This window comes from Parapedobacter tibetensis (genome assembly GCF_024704835.1).
Taxonomy (GTDB): domain Bacteria; phylum Bacteroidota; class Bacteroidia; order Sphingobacteriales; family Sphingobacteriaceae; genus Parapedobacter; species Parapedobacter tibetensis.
Map to the genome: position 1 here is coordinate 102,239 of NZ_JAMXBE010000005.1, position 24,765 is coordinate 127,003.

22 protein-coding genes and 1 other RNA gene are annotated in these 24,765 nt (G+C 46.1%); 6 read left to right on the top strand and 17 right to left on the bottom strand.

What is annotated here, in order from left to right; all coding sequences use genetic code 11:
* Positions 1–135: 135 nt before the first annotated feature.
* From rnr to fsa, 5 genes are all read right to left on the bottom strand, one after another.
* A complete protein-coding gene (gene rnr / locus NF543_RS10090; RefSeq protein ID WP_257668008.1) occupies positions 136–2,265 on the bottom strand; it encodes a ribonuclease R in 2,130 nt (709 codons plus the stop codon).
* Positions 2,266–2,361: 96 nt separating this feature from the next.
* The gene (locus NF543_RS10095; RefSeq protein ID WP_257668009.1) at positions 2,362–3,078 is read right to left on the bottom strand and encodes a 3'-5' exonuclease; all 717 of its coding nucleotides are present in this window, start codon (positions 3,076–3,078) and stop codon (positions 2,362–2,364) included.
* A 2-nt stretch (positions 3,079–3,080) separates the two neighbouring features.
* On the bottom strand, positions 3,081–5,474 hold the full coding sequence (gene pbpC / locus NF543_RS10100; RefSeq protein ID WP_257668010.1) for a penicillin-binding protein 1C: 2,394 nt from the start codon (positions 5,472–5,474) through the stop codon (positions 3,081–3,083).
* A 490-nt stretch (positions 5,475–5,964) separates the two neighbouring features.
* Complete coding sequence (locus tag NF543_RS10105; protein ID WP_257668011.1) at positions 5,965–6,429, bottom strand: Fur family transcriptional regulator; 465 nt, start codon at positions 6,427–6,429, stop codon at positions 5,965–5,967.
* A gap of 109 nt (positions 6,430–6,538) precedes the next feature.
* Positions 6,539–7,198 carry a fructose-6-phosphate aldolase gene (fsa, locus tag NF543_RS10110; RefSeq protein WP_257668012.1) on the bottom strand — a complete coding sequence of 220 codons (660 nt, stop codon included), beginning with the start codon at positions 7,196–7,198 and terminating at the stop codon, positions 6,539–6,541.
* A gap of 191 nt (positions 7,199–7,389) precedes the next feature.
* Here fsa and NF543_RS10115 point away from each other — a divergent pair, with 191 nt between their 5' ends.
* A complete protein-coding gene (locus NF543_RS10115; protein WP_257668013.1) occupies positions 7,390–8,610 on the top strand; it encodes an MFS transporter in 1,221 nt (406 codons plus the stop codon).
* Between the two features lie 35 nt (positions 8,611–8,645).
* Here the strand turns inward: NF543_RS10115 and NF543_RS10120 are convergent, their stop codons facing one another.
* The 8 genes from NF543_RS10120 to NF543_RS10155 form a co-directional block, all read right to left on the bottom strand.
* Positions 8,646–9,161, bottom strand: a complete 516-nt coding sequence (locus tag NF543_RS10120; RefSeq protein ID WP_257668014.1) for a DinB family protein — start codon at positions 9,159–9,161, stop codon at positions 8,646–8,648.
* Between the two features lie 77 nt (positions 9,162–9,238).
* Positions 9,239–9,766 carry an SRPBCC family protein gene (locus NF543_RS10125; RefSeq protein WP_257668015.1) on the bottom strand — a complete coding sequence of 176 codons (528 nt, stop codon included), beginning with the start codon at positions 9,764–9,766 and terminating at the stop codon, positions 9,239–9,241.
* Positions 9,756–10,229, bottom strand: a complete 474-nt coding sequence (locus NF543_RS10130; RefSeq protein ID WP_257668016.1) for an SRPBCC family protein — start codon at positions 10,227–10,229, stop codon at positions 9,756–9,758. Before NF543_RS10130 ends, NF543_RS10125 begins: the two co-directional genes overlap by 11 nt.
* Positions 10,230–10,241: 12 nt before the next feature.
* Complete coding sequence (locus tag NF543_RS10135) at positions 10,242–10,556, bottom strand: ArsR/SmtB family transcription factor (protein ID WP_257668017.1); 315 nt, start codon at positions 10,554–10,556, stop codon at positions 10,242–10,244.
* 124 nt (positions 10,557–10,680) lie between these two features.
* Positions 10,681–11,589, bottom strand: a complete 909-nt coding sequence (locus NF543_RS10140) for a DMT family transporter (RefSeq protein ID WP_257668018.1) — start codon at positions 11,587–11,589, stop codon at positions 10,681–10,683.
* Positions 11,590–11,788: 199 nt separating this feature from the next.
* Positions 11,789–12,274, bottom strand: coding sequence for a hypothetical protein (locus NF543_RS10145; RefSeq protein WP_257668019.1), 486 nt, complete (start codon positions 12,272–12,274; stop codon positions 11,789–11,791).
* A 12-nt stretch (positions 12,275–12,286) separates the two neighbouring features.
* The gene (locus tag NF543_RS10150; protein ID WP_257668020.1) at positions 12,287–12,856 is read right to left on the bottom strand and encodes a hypothetical protein; all 570 of its coding nucleotides are present in this window, start codon (positions 12,854–12,856) and stop codon (positions 12,287–12,289) included.
* 107 nt (positions 12,857–12,963) lie between these two features.
* Positions 12,964–14,355: a type III PLP-dependent enzyme domain-containing protein gene (locus NF543_RS10155; protein WP_257668279.1), complete on the bottom strand. Its 1,392-nt coding sequence runs from the start codon at positions 14,353–14,355 to the stop codon at positions 12,964–12,966.
* 194 nt (positions 14,356–14,549) lie between these two features.
* On the opposite strand from NF543_RS10155, the gene argS reads away from it, so the two are divergent.
* The 5 genes from argS to NF543_RS10180 all read left to right on the top strand — a co-directional run bounded on the left by argS (position 14,550) and on the right by NF543_RS10180 (position 20,581).
* The gene (argS, locus tag NF543_RS10160; RefSeq protein ID WP_257668021.1) at positions 14,550–16,334 is read left to right on the top strand and encodes an arginine--tRNA ligase; all 1,785 of its coding nucleotides are present in this window, start codon (positions 14,550–14,552) and stop codon (positions 16,332–16,334) included.
* 22 nt (positions 16,335–16,356) lie between these two features.
* Positions 16,357–17,430, top strand: a complete 1,074-nt coding sequence (locus tag NF543_RS10165; RefSeq protein ID WP_257668022.1) for an oxidoreductase — start codon at positions 16,357–16,359, stop codon at positions 17,428–17,430.
* Between the two features lie 13 nt (positions 17,431–17,443).
* A complete protein-coding gene (locus NF543_RS10170) occupies positions 17,444–18,655 on the top strand; it encodes a BaiN/RdsA family NAD(P)/FAD-dependent oxidoreductase (protein WP_257668023.1) in 1,212 nt (403 codons plus the stop codon).
* A gap of 87 nt (positions 18,656–18,742) precedes the next feature.
* Positions 18,743–19,129: RNase P RNA component class A (gene rnpB, locus NF543_RS10175), an RNA gene on the top strand.
* 45 nt (positions 19,130–19,174) lie between these two features.
* Positions 19,175–20,581 carry a sigma-54-dependent transcriptional regulator gene (locus NF543_RS10180; protein WP_257668024.1) on the top strand — a complete coding sequence of 469 codons (1,407 nt, stop codon included), beginning with the start codon at positions 19,175–19,177 and terminating at the stop codon, positions 20,579–20,581.
* A 48-nt stretch (positions 20,582–20,629) separates the two neighbouring features.
* Here NF543_RS10180 and NF543_RS10185 read toward each other — a convergent pair whose 3' ends face one another.
* The 4 genes from NF543_RS10185 to NF543_RS10200 all read right to left on the bottom strand — a co-directional run bounded on the left by NF543_RS10185 (position 20,630) and on the right by NF543_RS10200 (position 24,596).
* Positions 20,630–20,812: a hypothetical protein gene (locus NF543_RS10185; protein WP_257668025.1), complete on the bottom strand. Its 183-nt coding sequence runs from the start codon at positions 20,810–20,812 to the stop codon at positions 20,630–20,632.
* 127 nt (positions 20,813–20,939) lie between these two features.
* Positions 20,940–22,121 carry a homoserine dehydrogenase gene (locus NF543_RS10190; RefSeq protein WP_257668026.1) on the bottom strand — a complete coding sequence of 394 codons (1,182 nt, stop codon included), beginning with the start codon at positions 22,119–22,121 and terminating at the stop codon, positions 20,940–20,942.
* 79 nt (positions 22,122–22,200) lie between these two features.
* On the bottom strand, positions 22,201–23,259 hold the full coding sequence (locus NF543_RS10195) for a homoserine O-acetyltransferase family protein (protein ID WP_257668027.1): 1,059 nt from the start codon (positions 23,257–23,259) through the stop codon (positions 22,201–22,203).
* Between the two features lie 32 nt (positions 23,260–23,291).
* Positions 23,292–24,596 carry an O-acetylhomoserine aminocarboxypropyltransferase/cysteine synthase family protein gene (locus tag NF543_RS10200; protein WP_257668028.1) on the bottom strand — a complete coding sequence of 435 codons (1,305 nt, stop codon included), beginning with the start codon at positions 24,594–24,596 and terminating at the stop codon, positions 23,292–23,294.
* Positions 24,597–24,765 lie beyond the last annotated feature (169 nt).

Below are 24,765 nucleotides of genomic sequence, written 5' to 3' on the forward strand. Positions count from 1 at the left end.
ACCGGATTAGCTATTTTTTCTGTTCATTCCTACCCAAAGATAGCATAAAAAAGGAATTTCTCAATGCCGCCGAACTGCGGATGAGTAAAATGACCGTGTCTAGGTTAGCATGGCGATAGGTGCATCAGTGGGAACCTATGACACTAACGTAAAATCAATCTGCCGCTTCGCCAAGTCCACTTTTTTCACCTTGATACTTACCTCGTCACCAAGCTGGTACCGTTTCTTTTTGCGCTGGCCGATGATGGCATAGTTCTTCTCGTCCAAGGCGTAGAAATCATCGGTAATATCGCGTAACCTTACCATTCCCTCACATTTGTTCTCTTCGATTTCTACATACATGCCCCATTCGGTCACACCGGATATGATGCCGAGGTAAGTTTCACCCACCTGGTCCTGCAGAAATTCAGCTTGTTTGTATTTCACAGATGCTCGTTCTGCATCGGCCGCCTTCTTTTCCATCTGTGAGGAATGTTCGCATAATTTCTCGTAGGCTTCCCCATTAACCGGTTTGCCGTCCGTTAAGTAATGTTCGAGGAGACGGTGCACCATCACATCGGGATAGCGGCGGATGGGTGACGTGAAGTGGGTATAGTAGTCGAAAGCCAGCCCATAGTGACTGGTTTTCTTGGTAGTGTAGATGGCTTTGGCCATGGAGCGTATGGCGAGTGTGGTTAGTACATTCTGTTCCTTGGTGCCTTCTATCCGTTCCATCAAGGTGTTGAGCGAGCGGGCGGTTTCGCGGTCTGATTTGGTGCTGATCTTATGCCCGAATCGGGCAGCGAACTGCGCGAAACTGGCAATGTTCTGTTCATCGGGTGCATCGTGCACCCTGTATACGAAAGTCTTTTTGTTGTTCCCCTTGCCTTGCTTGCCGATGAATTCGGCCACCCTTTTGTTGGCCAATAGCATAAAGTCCTCGATAAGTCTATGGGCATCCTTGCGTTCTTTGACATATACACCCAATGGCTTGCCGGTTTCATCGAGATGGAATTTAACCTCGGTGGTTTCGAAGCTGATGGCTCCATGCTTGAACTTCCGGTCGCGGAGGATATAGGCCAAGTTATTGAGCGCGAGGAGTTCTTCACTGTATTCCCCAGCTTTTTGGTCGAGAACTTCTTGTGCTTCTTCATAGCTGAACCGCCTGTCCGAATGGATGATGGTACGACCGAACCATTCACTGATGATGTTGGCGCGGCTGTCCATTTCAAATACAGCGGAGAAGCTCAGGCGATCTTCGTGGGGACGTAGTGAACACAGGTCGTTGGATAGCCGTTCAGGAAGCATCGGAATCACGCGGTCCACCAAATAGACCGATGTGCCACGTTCGAAAGCTTCTGCGTCTAAAGGCGTGTCTGGTTGTACGTAATACGTGACATCGGCGATGTGCACGCCCACCTCGTAGTTGCCATTGGGAAGTTTTTGGAAAGAGATGGCATCATCGAAATCCTTTGCATCCACGGGATCAATAGTAAACGTCGTTATAGGGCGGAAGTCGCGGCGTTTAGCAATTTCGGATTGTGGGATTTCAGCGGGGAAAGCCTCCGCTTCTCGTTCCACGGCATCCGGGAATGCGAGGGGGAATCCGAAGTCGGCCAATATGGCATTCATCTCCGTATTATTTTCGCCCTTTTTGCCCAGCACATGCTTCACCTTGCCTACGGGGTTTTTACTGTCCTGCGGCCATTCGGTGATGGTCACTACCACTTTTTCTCCGTCTTTGGCCCCATTGAGATCGGCTAGGGGAATGAAAATATCGTTCAACATCTTCCGGTTGTCGGCTATGAGGAAAGCGAAGCGGGTCGATATGGTGATGGTACCCGTAAATTCGGTACGCGCACGTTCAAGGATCTCCACCACTTCGCCTTCCTTGCGCTTGCCACGGCGTTTTTCATAAGTATGTACCTTTACACGGTCGCCATGTAATGCTTGTCGAAGCTTGCGTGGTGCGATGTAGATATCGTCCTCAAATTCGTCTTCGGGCACGATGAAGGCGGAGCCGTCTGCCGTCATGTCTACCCGGCCTATCACGAACGCCTTAAGTTCCTTGAGTGCATATTTACCTTTTTCGACTTCCTTGAAAGGCCCTGCGTTCGCTTCTTCCTGCAGGATATCGAGGATGGCATTTTTCGATTCGGGATCAGTTAGGTTGAGCTTGGCGGCCACCTGCTTGTAGTTCATCGGCTTGTTGCTCGATTTTTCAATGATATCCGTGATAAGTTGTGTAAGTATATGCCTGAATGCACTGGTTTTCTTGTTTGACATGGTTGTATTGCTTATTGATAATTGAACGCGGATGACACTGATTATGTAGATGGCCGCGGGTTCTTTATTTATTGATTTCCAATTGTACCCATTTGCCTATTCATCGGCAAAGCTGATATTGTCCGAGGCGATTAACGTTTCGCTGCGCAATTTACGCAAGATCTGTGCCGTAGTGATGACATCCTTTTCACAATAGACACGAATGCGTTCCAAATTGTTTTCCTCATAATATACGTGGTATACATCTTCGCCGCTGATGTCATCTTTTGGAGTGGGGATACCTAGCACTGCCGCCATCAGGTTGAGCGATACATTGTTGCGGTAATCGCCGAACCGCCACAGTTCCATGGTGTCCAAATGGTTGATTTCCCAAGGTTTTTTGCCTGATATGTCGAACTGGGCAGGGATAGCCAAGCCATTGATCAACATCCGTTTGCAAATATACGGGAAATCAAATCCCTTGCCGTTATGTCCACAAAGGGTGAGGCTGGGTGGTTGTTTTTGCAGCAATCGGGCAAAATCCGCCAAGAGTTCGCGTTCATCATCTTGTACGAAGGACTTCACCCGAAAGCCCATTTGCCCTTGTCGCTGATGGAATGCGCCCACGGATATACAGATGATTTTGCCAAATTCCGGATGTAGTCCGGCATTGCTGTATACATCAGCGGCTGTTTCATTCTCCTGAAGGCTTTTTTTTACCTTATAGGCCCATAGTTCTTGGAAGTGATCGGGTAATTCGGCGAATAGGGCCTTTTGGGATACCGTTTCGATATCCAAAACCAACACTTGTTGTAAATCTATCTGTTCAAGCATAGTCATTTCTGTAAAATCTCAAATCGCTGGCTGATGCGTATACCATCGTCGTCCACCAACGTGATGCGGTGCAATCCTGCAGGGACATTCAGTGCCATTTGGTGGAAACTTTCCGTTTCACCCACGAAAGCGTTGTCGAGATGCCAGTATATTTTACTGCCACGTTTGCGGTGGGCAGCATTGAAAATAACCTCCCCACGTTGGCCGTCAATTTCTAAAGGTATATAAATTTTTGCATTGTTCTTGGGATAAATCATTTCCATCACTTGACCTTCATCCATATTGGTACATCCCATATCGAATGGGGGCAATTCACGATAACTGCTATGCCTTGTTTTATAATAATATTCCATGGCTGGTGGCAGTATAAACCATTTGGATGCCACTATGTTTTCCGGAGCCGTGCAATCGGCCGTTACTCGGAACGTGCCTTCGGAATTGGTATGGATGATTCGGTGGTACGGGCATACGGTTGATTTAAGGCCGGCCACGGGAAGATAAACGGTATGGGGACGGGGACAGTCAGCCCCGGCCAAATGGCCGCTTTCACGGCATACGGCGGTCTGCACCATGCGGTTCAACGGTACCTCGAACCAACCCGATGTGGGCAATAGGCTGAAAATGTCGAAGAGTATAGGGGCTGCTGTTTCAATACCGGTGAGCCCCGGACGCCCTTCGCCGTCGGCATTGCCCACCCATACGCATACCACATGGCCTGGAGTGAGCCCAATGGCCCATCCATCACGGAAACCAAAGCTTGTGCCCGTCTTCCAAGCGATTTTTTTTGATGAGGCGAATTGCTCCCATAGGGTTTCCTCCCCGGGACGCATCACCTCATTCATGGCTTGGAAGGTGAAATACAGGGAGGCATGGTCAATAATGGAGGCCCGTTCCATAGCCTTTACCGATGTTATGGCGGTGTTTTTCAGGTAAGATGGGGGATGGTAGTCGGCAGGATTGTAATCGGCCTTGTGCCGCCCGTAATGGTTGAGTGTGCGTGCCATGCTGGCATAAGTACCAGCCAATTGCCACATGCTTACCTCGCAGCCACCTAAAATCATGGATAGGCCATAAAAATCTGCAGGTCGGCTAAGCGTATGGACACCTGTTCGTTTGAGGAAGGAGTGGAAACGTTGATATTTGTATTGCTGCAACATCTTTACAGCAGGTATGTTGAGGGAACGGCTTAGGGCGCGTGAGGCCGGTATAGCGCCGTCGTAACCCAAATCGTAGTTTTGTGGTGTATATCCGCCGATCTGGGTGGGTATGTCGGGAATGAGGGTATGGGGCAGTATCAACCCATCGGTGAGCATGGCAGCATAGAGAAAGGGCTTCAATGTGCTGCCGGGACTTCTCAGGGCGGTGATCATATCCACATAGCCTTCGGCTTCAGTCGTATGCACATTGCCAACATAAGCCAGTGCCTTACCGGTTTCCACTTCCAACACCAGTGCAGCAGCGTTGTGGATTCCATTGGCGCTAAGGTTACGATGGTAACGAGTTATGATGTCTGCTACCTGTTGCTGTAGACCCGAATTTAGGGATGTTTCGACACGCGTGACATCGATATCGAGCTGCTTATACTCCTTCTTGAACCGTTCAAGGAGGTGTGGGGCGAGACGGGGTAGGGGGTGAGGCTTATCGGGCAGTGGCTCCAATTTAGCGAGTTCCGCCGTGCTTTGGCTGATCGTACCGTTTATTGCCAATCTGTCGAGCAGCGCATTGCGCTTTATAAGCAATAATTCCCGGTTTCGTCCAGGATGCACTAGCGAAGGGGCGTTCGGTAATACGGCGAGCATCGCCGTTTCTGCCCACGAAAGCCGTCCTGGGGCCCGTCCGAAATAACGCCATGCAGCTGCATCCAGCCCCACCACGTTGCTGCCAAAAGGAGCATTTGCACTATATAACCGAAGAATGGAGGCTTTACCGTAGCCCACTTCCAGTCTGATGGCTAAGACGGCCTCGATAAGCTTTTGCCATATGGTGCGGGGTTTGTTACGGCTCATGCGGACAACCTGCATGCTTAGCGTGCTGCCTCCGCTCACTATGCGCTTACCCAGGGAGTTTTGATAGATGGCCCTAACCAGGGCTATTGGGTCTATCCCGGGATGGTAACGGAAACGCTTGTCTTCAAAAGTAATGATGCATTTGGCGAATTTTTCTGGGATAGTATCCATGGTAGGAAAGCGCCATTGCCCATCTTCGGCAATGGAAGCACCCATGAGATTGCCCGCTTCGTCCGCGATAACAAATGAGGTAGGGGAGCGGAAAAGTGGCTTAGGCAATGAAAAATAGAACAGGATGAGTAGAATTATGGCCGACACCAAAACAACCATGCCTTTCTTGGTTTTGCAAAAGCCAATAAAATTCCTCACACGTGTTTTTATCCAAGCCATTGTCCCCGCTAAAATAAGAAAATTTTATCTGCTTTCATGATATGGTGTTCCATCATTAATTGCTAAAATTACTTAGAAATGTATCATTTATGTGATTATGTATAAACTATTGTATTCTAACATAATATTTATATTTTGCTATAATTTTATCATGAAATTAATTATTTGTTTTAGCATAGAATCTGCGTTTAGATTAGTTTTAAGCACTTTTCAAAAAAGATGCTTGATTTGAATGAGTTTTGCTAAAATTTTGTCATACATTATGACTATATATGATTTATATAAAGAATTATTATATAATTATTTATGAATTGAATGCTATAATTTTAGTGGGTTGTTATTTTGATGTTTAGTAATTGGATTTTGAGTTTGGTCCGCGTTATGCACAAGCCGGAGGCCGTGATACTGGGAAGTAAATTTTACTGTTTTTGTGATGGATAGCAATGGGCCATTGAAGGTATGCTACGGTTGCTTTATGGGTTCAAATCCGTTACTCCGCAAGCGCTTTGCATTGGGCGCAGCGCCCTACGGCATTGATGCCAACAGAGTCGAGTTGATAACCTTCGGGAAGGTTTATCTTGGGAAGTTTGATATCTTCAAGGCAATAAATGCTATTACATATCGAACAGATGAAATGTACATGTTGATCATGGTGATGATGCTCATCGCATTCTGTCGAGCACAACGCATAGGTGGCCGTGCCATGGAGATCGAATATTTTATGGAGGATGCCTTTTTCCTCGAAGGTAGCCAATACTCGGTAAAGGGTCACACGGTCTATCTCGTTTCCGAGTAGTTTTTCGAGCTCCGGTTGGGAAATGGCGGTATCCTTGTCGGAAATGATTTGTAATACGCTAAGCCGGGGTTGCGTTACCTTGAGTTTGTTTTTGCGTAACAAGCGGACAAACTTTTCATTGGCCACCACAGGTTCTGTATCAATTGCTTTAAACATCATGTGCAAAATTACATAGGATTGCAATATACACAAAAAAAAGAAGCAAAAAAAGGGAAGGAGTCCATTCCCTTTTTTGCTTCGATGTACCTAATGGCGTATTTGATATGCCTTATTTTCCTGAAGCTTTGGCGTGATCCGCCAAAAATTGGGCCAGTCCACTATCGGTAAGTGGGTGCTTGAGCAATCCCAATATGGCCGATAACGGGCCTGTCATCACATCCGCCCCAATTTTGGCACATTCGATGATGTGTATAACGTGACGTATGGAGGCTGCCAAAATCTGGGTTTCATATCCGTAATTGTCGTAAATCAACCGGATATCCTCAATCAAGCTCAATCCGTCAGTAGAAATGTCGTCCAATCGTCCGATAAAGGGTGAAACGTATGTGGCGCCGGCTTTTGCGGCTAATAGCGCTTGGCCTGAAGAAAACACAAGCGTACAATTGGTCTTGATGCCATTGCTGCTGAAATATTTAATCGCTTTGATACCGTCTTTAATCATAGGCGCTTTCACTACGATTTTGTCGTTGAGCTTAGCCAATGCTTCACCTTCTTTGATGATGCTCTCGTAATCGGTGGCAATGACTTCCGCACTTACATCGCCTTCCACGATATCACAGATGGCCTTGTAATGATTGATGATGTTTTCTTTCCCTGTGATGCCCTCTTTGGCCATCAGGCTTGGGTTGGTGGTTACCCCATCCAGTACACCCAAATCCTGGGCTTCCTTGATTTGTTGAAGGTTGGCGGTATCAATGAAAAATTTCATGTTCTGGTATGTAATTATTAAATGATGATGTACTTATTAATGTATTAGATTACAGCTTGTAAAAATAGGAATAATTACGGTAAAAATCCTGAAAAAGTTGATAAATGATGCAGTAAGAGAGAAGCCCTATATGGTATGGATTTTGTGTGCCTATACATAATTCTTGCTTTACCATCCCTCAATTTTGAAGCATGCACATTTTTCGGGCTTTCAGACATCGGAATTATCGATTGCTTTTCATTGGGCAGGCCATATCTTTGATGGGTACCTGGATGCAACGTATAGCCGTGAGTTGGTTGGTGTATCGGCTCACTGAATCGGCTTTGGCGTTGGGGCTGGTATCCTTTGTATCGCTGATTCCATCGCTGGTACTATCGCCCTTTATTGGGAGTTTCGTAGACCGGAGTAATAAATACCGAATTCTGCTCACCACACAGGCAGGCTTGATGATGCAGGCCGGTACATTGGCCCTGTTGGTTTTCCTGGGCGATTATAATGTCATATGGATTGGCCTACTTAGTTTCATCCAAGGAGTTATCAACACGTTCGATGTCACGGCAAGGCAATCATTGATTGTGGAATTGGTGGAAGATAAGGCAGATTTGCCCAATGCAATTGCACTCAATTCCTCTGCCTTCAACGCTGCCCGCATGCTTGGCCCCGCCGTGGGCGGAGTGCTGTTGAGCACCTACGGGGAAGGGGCCTGTTTTACGGTCAATTTCGTAAGCTTCATCGCGGTCATCGGGACATTGTTGTTGATAAAATTGGAACACAAAGTTTCTCCAACCCGAAAGGAAAGTACTTGGCAGGGATTGAAGGAGGGGTATCGATACCTGCGCAATTCGCCACATCTCTCTACACTTATCTTATTGCTGACGGCGTCCAGTCTTTTAGTCATTCCTTATACGACATTGTTACCAGTGATTGCAAGGGAGATGTTTGATGGCGACGCCACCACGTTCAGCTGGTTTGAAAGTTCGGCAGGATTGGGGGCTATGGCTGGCGCCGTATACATGGCGAGACTTAAATCGGGCACCAACCTACGTTTCCGTGTGATGAAAGCCTCCGGTTTGTTCGCTTTCGGGATTCTCCTGCTTTCTTTTGCCTCATGGTTACCGCTCGCCTTACTGAGCACGATGCTTGCGGCGATGGGGATGATGGTACAGAACACAAGCATCAATACCTATATCCAGACACATGCGATGCCCGCCTTCAGGGCACGGGCCATCAGCTATTACATCATGGCCTTCCAAGGTATATTTCCCATTGGGAGCTTGCTCATCGGGGCATTGGCGCAAACATTGGGTATCCACTATACCCTGGTACTTCAAGGGACGGCTGGAGCACTGATTACGATCGGTTTTGTCGCATATATCCGGCAACATATCCAACGGCGATATGTGCAGGTTTAAGCTGTCGGCTAAGCCGATAGCCGACAGCTTATGACTTATCTATCCCAGAATGGTGGCGGTTCGATGCCCAAAGAACGGAGATAGACATACCCTTGTCCGCGGTGGTGTATTTCGTTGTCGATGAAATAGAACAGATGCCACCAAATAGGTCCTTCCCATTGTCCGTAAGCGTTATCAACTTCCTGCAATCGGGTGGGGGGCACTTGTGGCCAGACGTTATTGATGTATTCCGTGCTCCAATCCCACAGGCGAAGTATGCCTTCTTTTGTCGTAGGGGAGAAGTCCAGTCCTTCGGCGCCGGGTAAGTCTTTAAGATCTTTCCATTCACCAGTGGCAATGCCATGAGCTCCGTTCGCACCCATGCGATTGAGCTCCATGGCCAGCTCGGCAAAAGTACGCATGCCACCAATAGAATGCGAAAAGAGTTTGTCTTCAGGAAAAGCGTCGACGACCCTTCGGGTAAGGCCACGGTGTCCTTGCCAATGCGCTAGCAGCTGATCCAAGTTGATCGTGGTTTCCAGTTTCGGTGTTACCTGATTTTGTGTTTCCATTGCTCGTTGTTTTTTAATGATATAAACAAAGAAACGACCGACAACTGACAACCCTATGGCAGGCTTATTGAATGGTTTTAAATTAATTTTCCATACACGGTCTCCATATAGGTATGTACAGCCCAAAAGCCCTCAGGTACCTGGCCTGCCAACTTGGCCTCCAAGATGCCCAAATGCGTATGCCAACCACTGGCCACGCTGATACGTGTTTCCTGTTTATCTTCGAGTTTTCGGTGGGTGAGGGTCAGGAGCACCTTGCCGTCCGACTGCTCTTCCAGCGCGATGGTCACTTCAGATCCATCTCCCCATGTGAAAGCCAAAAGGTGGGGCGGATCGCATTGGCGTATTTGACCGGTGAAACCGTGCCCCTGTTCATAATGCCGATATTTGTCTGGAAGTGTTTCTTGATGCGGCGATAGGTCGGCATGGAAAAAGCGCAATTCCACCTTGCCCCCCACATGGAGTTCCATGTCGCCGTAGGCGAGCCATTGTCCCCTTTTTTCGGATTCGGTGAGGTATTCCCATACACGTTCGATGGGCCCCGGAAGCACCCGCCTGAAACGTAGTGTGCCCGGAGCAATAATTTTCCCGTATTTATTGTCCATGTGATACCACCTCCTTGGGGAATTTGTCAGCAATCAAGTTCAGGTTGATCCCATGTTCCAGATAGGCCTTTAGTCCATCCAGTACCGTGGTAAACCCTCCGGTATTATCGTTTATCTCAGTTAATAATTCCGCTCCCGTTGTAAGGAAGCCGTAATGGGTAATGACTACATACGTGGAATCAACGTCTATCGACTGAAATTCAAAATCGACAGAAGTAGCTGGTTCGCCCCAATCAATCGATATCTTCTTATTGGGGATGATCTCTTTGACCAATACTTGGGTGGATACATTATACATTTCCCATTCCCAATTAATGGTTTTACCAGCTTCCAGTTTGTCACTTCCTTTGGTAAACCAAAAATTTTTCGTGATTTCTGGATCAATGAATGCTTCAAAGACTAATTTTGCCGGTTTTCTGATGAGCATCTGTGCTTCAACACAGGGTGATTTTTTAGCTGCCATAGTTTGATTTTTTTATTCGGTTTCTTTCAATAAACTTTCCAACGTATCCAAGCGGTCATTCCAAAATCTACGGTATTGGTCCACCCATTGGGATACCTCGTTCAAGGATTCCAAGTTAACGTTACAGTATCGCTCGCGTCCCCGTTTCTTTATAGTAATCAATCCACACTCTGTGAGGATGCGGATATGCTTGGAGACCGCAGGGCGGCTGATGTCAAAATTGTCGGCCACCGCATTCAGGTTAAGTGGCTGCTGGGCAAGCATATGGATGATGGCCCTCCGAGTAGGATCCGCTATTGCCTGAAATACATCTCTACGAGCTTCCATTCTTCTTTATATAGGTAACTATTTGGTTTTGTAAATATATGGGTAACCATTTGGTTTCGCAAATTTTTTTGAAAAATTTTAAAAAAATCTAACAGGTTTTCATCCATAGGGTTAGGACTTTTTATTAAGTTTTTAATTTTTTTATACGATAACTTCTGTTGATAAAATAAACCCCAGATAGCGTTACCAATAAGGCTACTGCGGTCAACCAGGTAAGCCTTTCATCCAAAAAGAAATAGCCCAAGAGCAGGGCAATGAACGGATTGAAGTAGGCATACACGGAAGCGAGTCCAGAAGGCAAGTGCTTAAGGGCATATAAAAAACACCCATAGGAAGCTAATGAACCAAATAGGGTAAGGTAGACCAACGCCCAAAGGCTATCTGAAGAAACGGAATTTAACCTAGTGAAATCATCAAAGAATGCGCTGGCGATGAGCAACACCAAACCACCACTGGTTAGCTGGAAAGCTACATTGACCAATGTGGTGGCCGAAGAAGGTTTATGCTTGGTATATACCGTACCTGCTGCCCAGCAAAAACAGGCGAAAAAAGCGGCCAATACGCCATAAAGATAGTTTGCATTGGCTAAGTCAGCCAAATTATCCCTAAAGATGAGCCCTACCCCAACACATCCAAGCAACAACCCAACAATTAGGTGCATATTGACTGCTTTCCGGTCAACACCCGATACATACCCGATTAGTACGACATAAACAGGCATCACTGAAACAATAAGTGCAGCCAATCCACTAGGAATGTAACGCTCGGCCCATCCCACCAAGCCATTCCCAAAGGCAATCATCAATGTCCCTGCAACAAACTGACGGGTGATATCGCGACGACTGATGCTAATTTTGATGCCAAAAAGAGGCAGGAGCAATAGCAGCAGCCCCCCGGCTGAAATCTGGCGAATGGCCGAAAATAGGAATGCAGGGAATGTTTCTACCCCGATGCGCATGGCAAAATAGGTGGTACCCCATACGACACAGACCACCGCCAAGGCCAGGTAAGCATTGATTAATTTCTTGTCCATAAGTGTTTGTCGATAATTTTCTTTTGGAATAGTATATGAAGAAGCAAGTATATTAAAGAAACGGATTTGCTGCACAAAACTCGGTAAAAACGGGTATGGGTGTTGACACGGCATTGTCAATTTTGTAAGTAATGACGGCACGGATGTGCATCATCACGTGGCAAGCAGAAATAGGGTATTTTTTTCTGGAAGCGGATGCTTATGCTATGGGAAAATCACGCTTGTCATCATGTTCCGTGGAACGTATAATTGGTGCCTCAGCAGCTACCTCTTTATGCTTCCGTCTAATTGGGGTAATCAGAAAATAAACACAGGCTAAGCACCAGGTGCCCCAAAATAAGTAGCCACCCGAATGAAAATCCATTTTCATCAGGCGATGAGAGGTGGTGGTGAAATCCAGGTAAGTAAAATAAGCACCGGTCAATCCAAAGAGTAGAAATAGGAGGAAGGTCACTAAGGAAAGCCTACGGCCCAATAGTCTTTTGATTAGCCACAGCACGAAAATCAATGCCAGTTGGATAGCAAAAAGCAGGAGAGCTGTCTTCCACCAGATTTTAAAAATACCGTATTCCCGGTACATTACGCTGATGCCTATTTTTCCGATAAACGACATCTGAGACATCAACATCCCAGAGATGGCGGAGAGCAATGCCTGCACGGCAATAAGGGTACTCAAGCCTTTCATCAGTATACCTGGTTATTTGGTGACTTCCCAACCCATCTCTCCATTGAAGCGGAGTTTGTAGGTTCTTTTGGTGAATGAGGCATTGTTGCTTGCATCTTTTTTCGCAAGATCGGCAAAGTCGGTTTCAGTTTTTTTAAGTGTCACGGTAGCTTTAGCTCGGTTTTTTCCCGTCTGCTCCACATGTACGCCACCATTGTCATCTAACGTGTATTCGAAGGTTTTCACTGTTGCCTTCTTGTCTGTTTTTTCCAAGACAAAAGGAATGGATTTATCGGTTAGCTTGACGAGATACATAAACGTACTATCTTTGGATAGGAAGCGTTTTCGCTCTTTAAGGAGTTCCAATGTGATATACCCGCCTTTTTCCAATTCCCGATAGACGATCAGTAGGTCGGTGTCCGATTTTTGGCTGAACTTCACTTCGCCGTATTCCATGTCTGCCGTTTCATAAACCGGATTGGACTCCAGGTGGTGGGCCACTTCGCTTAACGCCACGTGTTCACTGATGGATTTGTCGCTGCCACAAGCGATGAATGCCGCCATAAAGAATATAGCTATTGATAGGCGTATATATATTGCCATAAGCGTAATTTATTTTTCAAAGATATTACTTTGCAAAAGTTATTCCAATAAGAAGTTTTTATCGATCCGTACCGCGCTTTTTGTTGATTATCAACAATTACAATTAGCTACTGATACCCCAATAACCTAAGCACCTGTTTGCTGTTCTGTTCTTCCCCGAATACATCAAAGTTGAATGTCTCGTCGCGGTTGCGGCGTATCAGTACATGCTTGGGCGAAGGAAGCAAACAATGATGAATACCCCCATACCCGCTCAGCACCTCTTGGTAAGCGCCTGTATGGAAAAAACCAAGGTATTGCAGCTTGCGGGTTTTGGGCATAAACACACTATTGATATGGGCCTCCTGGCTGTAGTAATCTTGTCCATCACAAGTGATGCCGCCAAGGTTGATCCGTTCGTATTCGGCATCCCAATTGTTGATGGGAAGAAGGATGTACTTTTGGTTGAGTGCCCAAACATCGGGTAGGTTAGTGATGAATGAACCATCAAGCATCAGCCATTTTTCACGGTCGTTTTGCTGCTTGCGGCCGATAACCTTATATAGGATGCCCGATGCCTCTGCCACGGTATGCTTGCCGAACTCCGTGATGATGTCCGGTTCCATAACCTCATTCACCGCGCAGATTTGCTTGATACGGTTCACGATTTCGGTAACCATGTATTCATAATCAAAATCATGTACCAGCGAATCCTTGAAGGGCATGCCACCTCCGATGTCCAACGTGTCTAAGTCGGGGTTAATTTTCTTGAACTTGCAATAAAGTGTCACATACTTTTCCAACTCATTCCAATAATAAGGTGTGTCAGAAATGCCAGAATTGATAAAGAAGTGAAGTAATTTGACCTTGAAATTCGGATTAGGGGCGACTTTATTGTTGTAAAAGTCGAGGATGTCTTCCATCCGGATGCCCAATCGCGAGGTGTAAAAAGGTGAGTCGGGCTGCTCCTCTGCTGCTATACGGATACCAAGATTACAAGGTTCCTCCAGCTCCACCTCATCATCATATATATTGAATTCTTCTTTGTTATCCAATACGGGAACGATGTTTTTGTATCCATCATGCAGCATATCAATGATATATTGCTTATATTGGTACGTCTTGAACCCATTGCAGATGACCGTGATGTCTTTGGTGACAGCGCCTTTCTTTTCCAAGGCATCGATCATAGGCATATCAAAGGCCGATGATGTTTCCAAATGGATGTCGTTTTTCAACGCTTCTTCCACCACATGCCTGAAATGAGAACTTTTGGTGCAGTAGCAATATTTATATGAACCTCGGTAATTATGCTTTAGTATCGCGGTCTGGAACAGGATTTTCGCCTGCTGGATCTTCTTGCTTACGATGGGCAAATACGTAAATCGCAGGGGGGTCCCGTAAGTTTCGATCATTTCCATCAGGTTGAGGTCATGGAAATACAATTCATCGTCGATAATTTCAAATCCGTCCTGCGGAAAACCCACGCTAAGGTCGAGAAATTCCTGATAGCTCTGCATTTTTCTATTTTTTTCTTCTTTAATTACGTGCTCTTCAACGGCGGAAGAGAAATCGATAAGCATGCACTTGCATATTAGTGCGTGTTTATCTAAGTTTGGCAAAGATATGCTTTCGGCATGAAAACGTATATACCTCTGATGTAAATTTACGATTTCGTTTACCGAAGTTAATGGATTAATGCTTAAACACTTACATGGCTCAAACAATACAACAACAACTCGTTTATTATACCAAACAGGCAGTCAAGGAGTTATATGGTGCCGATATGCCGGAAAACCAAATTGCTTTGCAGGAGACAAGGAAGGAATTTGACGGACAGATTACCATCGTGGTATTCCCCATAACCCGTTTTTCAAAAAAAGCGCCCGAAGCCACAGGTACCGAAATCGGCGTGTATTTGCAGCAGCGGATACCTGAAATGACCGCATTTGGAACCATCAAAGGGTTCTTAAACATCAGCCTTTCTGATTCCTATTGGATCAGTTTATTCTCAACACAGATCGTTCAGGAAGGTTTTGGGATATTTCCTGCCAATGGAAGGAAACTGATGGTGGAATATTCCTCCCCTAATACCAACAAACCCTTGCACCTTGGCCATATCCGGAACAACCTGTTGGGCCATTCCGTTTCCGAAATTCTCAAGGCCTATGGCTATGATGTTATCAAAGCCAACCTTGTGAATGACCGTGGCATCCATATATGCAAATCCATGTTGGCCTGGCAACGGTGGGGAAACGGTGAGACACCGAGTAGCAGCGGGCTTAAGGGCGACCACCTCGTAGGTAAATACTATGTGGTATTCGACAAGGAGTATAAAAAAGAAATCAATGAATTGAAGGCGCAGGGCCAAAGCGAGGATGAGGCCAAGAAGAATGCGCCAATTATCCGAGAAGCCCAACGCATGCTCCAGAAGTGGGAAGCTGGCGACCAGGAAGTGATAACCCTGTGGAAAACCATGAATGGTTGGGTATATGCAGGATTCGAGCAAACATACGGTCGGCTAGGCGTTAGGTTTGACCGATATTACTACGAGTCCGATACCTATCTTTTAGGTAAAGATATTATTCAGGAAGGACTGGATAAAGGCGTATTTTTCAAAAAGGAAGATAACTCAATATGGATTGATTTGACTAATGAAGGACTTGACGAAAAATTGGTGTTGCGTGGAGATGGTACCTCTGTTTATATAACCCAGGATTTGGGTACTGCTCAGTTGAAGTATGACGATTTCGGGATGGATGAGTCTATCTATGTGGTAGGCAATGAGCAGGACTACCATTTCAAAGTGTTGTTCCTGATCCTAAAAAAGCTGGGGAAACCTTGGGCCAATGGGTTATATCACCTGTCGTATGGGATGGTTGATTTACCCACGGGTAAAATGAAATCACGCGAGGGTACAGTGGTGGATGCCGATGATCTGATGGATGAAATGACCGATACAGCTAGAAGGCGGACCGAGGAGCTGGGTAAAACCGAAGGATTGTCTGAAGATGAGAAGGCACAGCTATACCATATGATTGGTATGGGTGCGCTTAAGTATTTCCTGCTTAAAGTGGAACCGAAAAAACGCCTGCTCTTTGATCCAAATGAATCCATCGACTTCCAAGGTCATACAGGCCCCTTTATCCAATATACGCATGCGCGTATTAAATCCGTACTGTCCAAAGGTGCATTTACGGATAGCCTACCCCTGCTTTCACCACCATCATTGGCACCCAGCGAGCGTGATCTTATACAAGTGTTAGGCAATTACCCGATGATCATTGAGGCCTCAGCTAAGGAATTCAGTCCAGCACAATTGGCAAATTACGTGTATGAAGTGGCCAAGCAGTACAATAAGTTCTATCACGAGGAGTCGATAACCAAGGCTGAAGATGCGGAGGTGCGAAACTTCAGGCTGTACCTATCCGAGACAACAGCCCGAACCATCGCGAAAGGGATGGGCTTGCTGGGTGTCGAGGTGCCGGAACGGATGTGATGATTTTTTTTGGATTTAAGATATGACTAAAACATTAAATGTTGGCCTAATCGGTTTTGGAATGGCTGGTCAGGTATTCCACGGTCCGGTAATCACCGCAGTGGATGGCCTTCTACTGCATAAGGTAAGCGCTCGCAGACCCGAACAGCAAGAAATCCTGCGTAAACGATACCCGCAAACCATCCCCGTTGGCAATGCGGATGAAATCATTCATGCAGATGACATTGATTTGGTAGTAGTGGCCACTTCCAATAATGTACACCATTCATTTGCCAAAGCCGCACTGTTGGCAGGCAAACATGTGGTTGTTGAAAAACCCTTTACCAATGCCACCGCTGATGCGGATGAGCTTATTGCGTTGGCCAAAGCGCAAAATCGGATATTGAGTGTGCACCACAACGCCCGCTGGAACAGCGATTACCTTACGGTACGCAAAGTCATCCAAAGCGGAAGGCTGGGCAGGTTGGTCTCTTTTGAGGCACGGTATGACCGTTTTCGCAATGCACTGAAGGAAAATGCATGGCGCGAAACGGATTTGCCCGGATCGGGTATCCTCTATGACCTGGGAGCCCATCTCATTGATCAATCCCTCCAGCTGTTCGGCTTGCCAGGGGCCATCAATGCCGATTTACGCAAGCAGCGCCCAGGAGCAGAAGCGGTGGATGACTTCGAACTGATTTTGCATTATCCGCAACTTAAGGTATCCCTCAAAGGGGCGATGTTGGTGAAGGAGCCTTCGCCCCGTTACACGTTGTATGGGTTGAATGGTGCATTTGTGAAATATGGCATTGACCCACAGGAAGCTGCCCTAAAGGCGGGTGAGTCACCAAAAGAAAACCCCGATTGGGGCAAGGAACCTTCAGCAATATGGGGAAAGCTGAATGTGCTGGAAAACGGGCAAGATTGCATCGAACACATCCCGAGTGAGCAAGGAAATTATCCTGCGTTCTATCAAAACATATATGAAACCATTGTAGATAAGCAGGAGCTAGCTGTGAAACCAGCGCAGGCACGCAATGTTATCCGCATCATCGAATTGGCGGAAAAGAGCTGGGATGAAAGACGGACTGTTGATCTCATCGGGGAACTGATATGATTTTAGATTGACGATGACTTTCAATACGGATAACCAATACGATGCCATCATTATCGGTGGTGGGGCCTGTGGGCTAATGTGCGCTGTTCAAGCAGGTATGCTGGGCAAACGGACATTGGTGCTGGAACGGAATGATCGTCCGGGAGCCAAAATACTTATCTCGGGTGGCGGGCGTTGCAATTATACTAACCTATACACCACCGATGAAAATTTCGTGTCATCCAATCCAGCATTCAGCAATCAAGCATTTTCGACGTGGACAGTGGAGGATACTGTTGCTTTCTTTGAACGACAGGGTATTGTAGGCAAGGAAAAGACATTAGGACAGCTTTTCCCCGTGAGCGATAAAGCCAAGGATGTGGTGGCTGTATTCACCCGGTTGATGCTACACCATGGGCAGGAGTTGCGAATTAATAGCAATGGGGTGGCGGTTAAAAAATTGGAAGACGGCCGTTTCCGTGTGTCCTATGAAGATAACGGAACCATTAGCACGGTAATGTCTAATGCCGTGGTGATGGCGAGCGGGGGATTACCCGTAGCAAAACTAGGTGCCAGTGATTTTGCGTTACGGGTTGCCCGGGAGTTCGAATTGGATGTGGTGCCCACCGCTCCGGCGCTGGTGCCCCTTACCATCACAGGAAAGGATGCTGAATGGTTTGCCACGCTCTCAGGCAATAGTGTCTTTTGCCGGGTGTATAATGAAAGCATCAGCTTTGAAGAAAATATGCTGTTCACGCACTGGGGTTTAAGTGGCCCAGCCATTTTACAGATTTCCTCGTATTGGAAGCCGGGTGAAACGATTACGCTCAATCTGCTTCCCCACCACACGATGGAGCAACTTATCAAAACCGAAAGGCAGTCCGGAGGTAAACGGTTGGTGTCGCAGCTGTTGAGTGATTTTTTTTCACGCAAATTGGTGGAGTCCATGGGTAAATTTTTACCTATTGATACCAAAATAGCCTCTTTAAGTAAGGCTGATGCGAATCAGATTGCCACGACGATCCACCGGTTCAACATAAAACCGGCGGGTGATAAAGGTTATGATAAAGCGGAGGTGATGCGTGGCGGGGTTGCCACACACGAACTGAATCCCAAAACGTTGGAATCCAAAAAAGTACCTGGATTGTATTTCGGTGGCGAATGCGTGGACATGACGGGCTGGCTTGGCGGTTACAACTTCCAGTGGGCATGGGCCAGTGGATACGTGATTGCGCAAGCGATTTAAAAAATGCCGTTGACCATGGCATATGGCCGTGATTTTCGGGAAATGCAAAATATAGACATACCAAACTAAAGTAGTATCTTTGCCTGGAAGCAAACCTGTTCTATCGCCCCGACGAATGTCGGGGAGGAAAGTCTGGACAACGCAGAGCACCCCGCTTCCTAACGGGAAGGGTTCCGGTGAAAATTGGGATACGGAAAGTGCCACAGAAAATATACCGTCACGCCACCGGCGTGATAAGGGTGAAAACGTGGGGTAAGAGCCTACGGCTTTGTATGGTGACATGCATTGCGGTAAACCCCGGGGGTTGAAAGGCCAAATAGGTTGCGGATACCAGGGAACTGCTCGTTCCCATCCTGCAAAGGAACCGCAATGGGTAGGCCGCTGGAGCTTGCTAGTGATGGCAAGCCAAGATAAATGATAGAAATCCCGATTTATATCGGGATACAGAATCCGGCTTATAGGGTTTGCTTCTTTTTATATAGGCAGTTGGCAATGGTCTCATGTCTCAAATCTAATTAAATGACCAAGATATTAATTATAGACGACGAACGGGCTATTCGAAGCACATTGAGAGAAATTCTGGAATACGAAGGTTATAAAGTGATGGATACGGATAATGGCATCGATGGATTGGCCATTATCAAAAAGGAAGAAATAGATCTCGTACTCTGCGATATCAAAATGAGCAAGATGGATGGTATGGAAGTACTCACGGAGGCCCTTACCATCATGCCGGATTTGCCCTTCATCATGATATCTGGCCATGGGACGATAGAGACAGCCGTTGAGGCCAGTAAGAAAGGGGCGTATGATTTCATCTCCAAACCACCCGACCTGAATAGGTTATTGATTACTGTCCGCAATGCATTAGAACGCGGCACATTGGTCACCGAAACCAAGGTGCTTAAACGTAAAGTAAGCAAAACTAGAGATATATTGGGTGGTTCAGAGGCTGTCCAACGTATCAAGGAAACAATTGAACGGGTCGCACCTACGGAGGCAAGGGTACTGGTGACAGGTGCCAATGGAAGCGGTAAAGAATTGGTAGCAAGGTGGTTGCATGAGAAATCAGGAAGGGCAAACGCTCCGCTCGTTGAAGTAAACTGCGCAGCCATACCGTCTGAACTGATTGAAAGTGAGCTTTTTGGTCATGAAAAAGGATCTTTCACCTCTGCTGTAAAGCAACGTATCGGCAAATTTGAACAGGCACATAACGGCACCCTGTTCCTTGATGAGATTGGCGATATGAGCCTTTCAGCTCAAGCCAAGGTGCTTAGGGCGCTGCAGGAAAATAAAATCACACGGGTAGGAGGTGAGAAGGAGATAACCGTAAATGTGCGTGTGATTACAGCTACCAATAAGGATTTACTGAAGGAAATAGACGCGGGCAACTTCCGTATGGATTTGTATCATAGATTGAGTGTTATCCTCATTCATGTACCGCCGTTGACCGAAAGAAAGACAGATATCCCTGTGTTGGCTGAACATTTTTGCGAGGAGATCTGCGCCGAATACAGCATGCCCGTAAAGAAAATCACAGAGGAGGCAATCGAAGTGCTGAAATCGCTATCATGGACGGGAAATATCCGTGAATTGCGCAACATGGTGGAGCGCCTGATTATCTTAAGTGATAAATCGATCACGGATAAAGATGTGCGAGCTTTCGCCAATCCTGGTTCTTTTGGTGCAAAGGAAGAAGTAAAAGTCATTGGGAATACGCGTATTGTGCCAACCAATGGGAGTTTGGCCAATTATGATGAGTTTTCCTCCTTTCAGGACTTCAAAGATTACACCGAAAAGGAATACATCAAATACAAACTGGAGAAGAATGCCTGGAATGTATCCAAAACGGCTGATGAAATCGATATCCAGCGTAGCCACCTATATAGCAAGATCGAGAAATACGGGCTGAAAAGAGAGGCATAGCCTATCCCATGTTTAATGCAGGCCCCACAGGCAGCTGGCCATGGTCAATTATTCATTGAATTTGCGATATTGTTTTCGGATTAATACCACAACGACAATAACCAATACGATTACACCCAAACCAACATAACCATAGGTAGGCCAAGGATCCTCCTCAGCGATATCATTTTGTTTAGCGATCAGGGTCATGTTAACTAAAAAAGTTAATAATAAGGTTACTATATTGTACATGATATTGGTTTATATTATTTTCAATATACAAATATAAGTGCACAAATGATCCTTGTGTTTTTATTATTTTATTTTTTAGTGAAACCTGCATGAGCTACCGCTCACAAACCTATGAGGTTTTTTACGTTTACGCAATTTCAGCGACAAACACACCATCACGATCCAGAGCAACCCGGTTCTTTATGATATTGGTAAGGTTAATTCTTCCGATGACATATTTGAAATCCCGTGCATAATACCGCTCAGCAATTGAAGAGAAGCCCAGTAATTCAATCAAGTTTTCGTCGTCGTAACGGAGGTAGATGTCGATTTCCCAATCTGTACTATAGTTTAATCCACCGGCATCAATGTGTTTTTTGTACTCGTATTTGTAACCATATCGTAAAGCGGCAATATCAGACAATACAGCCGATCCGGTTGGGTGTCCACCGGCACCTTTGCCATAGAAAAACTGCTCATCTGCAAACGCCGCTTTGACGAGAACGCCATTGTATTCATTCTCCACATTGTACAGGATGTTATCAGCCGCAACCAGCTTAGGCAATACATAGAGGATCACTGCTTTATCATTGATTTCCCGCGCGGTGGGTACCAATTTGATTTTAAAGTTTTTTTCCCTGGCAAATTGGATATCGGATGCGCCGAGTTTATCGATTCCAATATTAAAAATATCATCAGGGGCTATGTAAAGGCCATAGGCATGCGAGGCCACGATAGCTAACTTGAACTTGGGGTCGAATCCACCTACATCGAGCGTAGGGTCGGTTTCGGCAAACCCTAAATCCTGTGCCTGCTTCAACGCCGTGGAATATGCGAGGTTTTCGTTGAATATCTTGGAGAGAATGTAATTGGACGAACCATTGAAGATACCGCTTACTGAGTGAAGCAATTCATTGTCATAATACTCTTCTAGGTTACGGATAATGGGAATGCTTCCACACACTGCCCCTTCATATAACAAGCTGGTGCCATACTGATGTTGGATATCGACCAATTCTTCCAAATGGCTAGCAACCATCTTTTTATTGGCTGACACAACATTCTTGCCGGATTTGAGTGCCTTTGATACAATGTCAAAGGCAGCATCCGCATCGTCTATCAATTCAACGACAGTATTGATTTCGGGATCGTCTAATATGGCATTTGGGTCTGTGGTGAATAGCTTGGCAGGTAGCGTACGTTTCTTTTCTGGATGTTTGATGACAAATCGTTTGATAGCGAGGTTGAGATTCTTGGTCTTGATGATGTCATGTAATCCTTGCCCCACTACACCAAAACCGAAAATCCCCAAGGTAAGTTTATTGCTCATGTTTGTATGGTAATATAAATATATAGTGTCTTAATTTAATAGGTTTCAAAAACTCATAGACATTAACCATGCGATACGATTAAACCAAATGCTCATAAAAAGTCTCATTTTCCAGTTCGCCGTTACGTTTTAAGAAGCCAGTAAGTTGTGCTGTAATCTGTTTCGTTTCGATAAGGAACCCATCATGTCCATAAAATGAATCAATTTCGACGTAGGAAGCTTCAGGGATATGGTTAGCAAGAAATTTTTGTTCCTCCGCGGGAAACAAAAGGTCTTTACTAATGCCAATGACCAGTGTTTTCGCCTTGACTCGGCGCAAGGCATCGGCTATGCTAGGTTGTCCACGGCCCACATTGTGACTATCCATTGCCTTGCTTAGAAACCAATAGCTATAGGCATTGAATCGTTTGGCTAACTTCTCCCCTTGGTAGTTTTGATAAGACGACGCCTTGAAATCGTCCTGCTTTTCATTCGAAATTTCTAATTGGGTGGCCCCATAGATATCATATCCACGGTACGACAGCAGGGCGATGCTGCGTGCGGTTTTTAACCCTTTGGCACCACCATTGGGTTTATTCGCATAAAAGGTACGGTCGGTACTGATGGCCAGCCGTTGGCTTTCATTGAACGCGATTCCCCAGGGCGAATGTACGGCGTTGGTGGCCACCAAAATGAGCTTCTCGATGCGGTTTGGATCGGCGATGGCCCATTCCAGCGCTTGCTGCCCACCGAGGGAACCGCCAATGGCCAACCCTATTTTTTCGATGCCAAGGTGATTGGCCAACAATTCATGCGCGGCGGCCAAATCTCGGATAGAAAACTGCGGAAAAGACAGGTAATAGGGTTGACCAGTCGTTGGGTTGATGCTCAACGGATTGGTGCTTCCATAGGGCGATCCGATGATGTTGGCACAAACGATAAAATAGTCTTTGGGATTAAACAAATCCTTTTCGCCGAACAAGCCCGGCCACCATTCGAACACATCGGAGTTGGCCGTAAGGGCATGACAAACCCATACAACATTGTCTTTACGGTCATTCAGCTCGCCATAGGTATGGTAAGAAATTTCGAGGTCCTTGATACGTTTTCCGCTCTCAAGTTTAAATGTTTTCGGATGCTTGAATGTCGATATACTCATTGTTTGTTGAATAGTTTGGCGGAGCATTGGCATCACTTGATTTTGTCGAAAGCCTGCTGCAAGTCGGCTTTAATATCATCAATGTGTTCAATACCCACGGAAATACGCAACTGCCCTGGGAACACCCCGGCATTCTGTTGATCGGCTTCGCTCAGTTGCTGATGTGTGGTGGCCGCCGGATGTATGATCAGAGTTTTGGCGTCACCCACATTAGCCAAGTGACTAATCAGTTGCAAGTTGTCGATGAATGCATTAGCTTTTTCCGGTCCGCCTTTTATCACGAATGATAACACACTGCCAAAACCATTTTTGAGGTATTTCTGTGCGTTACCATGATAGGGGCTGCTTTTCAAACCGGGATAATTGACCTTTTCAACCTGTTGATGGTTTTCGAGCCATTTTGCTACTTCAAGGGCATTGTCTACGTGGCGCTGTACACGTAAGGAGAGGGTTTCCAAACCTTGTAGCAACAGGAAAGCATTGAATGGTGATAAGGCAGGCCCGTAATCCCTAAGCCCTTCCACGCGGGCACGGATGGCAAACTGGATATTGCCAAAAGGACCGTCTACACCAAAAACATCACTGAAGATCAAGCCATGGTAACCCTCGGAAGGCTCGCTAAATTGCTTGAACTTGCCATTGCCCCAATTGTAGTTACCCCCGTCAACAATGACGCCGCCGATGCTAGTGCCATGGCCGCCTATCCATTTGGTGGCTGATTCTACCACTACATGGGCGCCATGTTCCAAGGGCTTGAAAAGGTATCCTCCGGCACCGAAGGTGTTGTCTACGATAAAAGGAAGATCGTATTTTTGCGCAATGCTTGCAATGCGTTCAAAATCAGGGATATTGTAACTCGGATTACCAACGGTCTCCACATAGATGGCCTTGGTTCTATCGTCTATAAGTTTCTCGATGTTTTCCGGTGAATCGTCATTGGCAAACCGTGCTTCGATGCCCAAACGCTTGAACGACACCTTGAATTGATTGAATGTGCCACCATATAAGTTGGCGCCGCTTACAAAATTATCACCGCTCTCCAATATATTGGTCAGGGCAATGAATTGAGCTGCCTGTCCGGATGCAACGGCAAGTGCTGCAACACCTCCTTCCAATGCGGCCATACGTTTCTCAAACACATCGGTAGTGGGATTCATGATCCGTGTATAGATGTTGCCAAACTCTTTCAATGCAAATAAATCTGCACCATGCTGCGCATCGTTGAATACATATGAGGTGGTTTGATAAATAGGTACTGCACGGGCGCCCGTGGTCGGATCTACCTCTTGTCCAGCGTGTACTTGCAGTGTTTCAAATTTTATGTTTTCGATAGCCATGGCTCTATTTTTATTTGTGATCATTTAACGTAAATAAACTAAGGGAATATATGCTATATGAGCATACCTGCTGTGTGAAGACAGCAAATGAAATACGGGAGGTACGTCATGTTTGGATTAAGCGCAACAGCACATGCATACCATACCCCCGCACATTCGCATCGTTTGG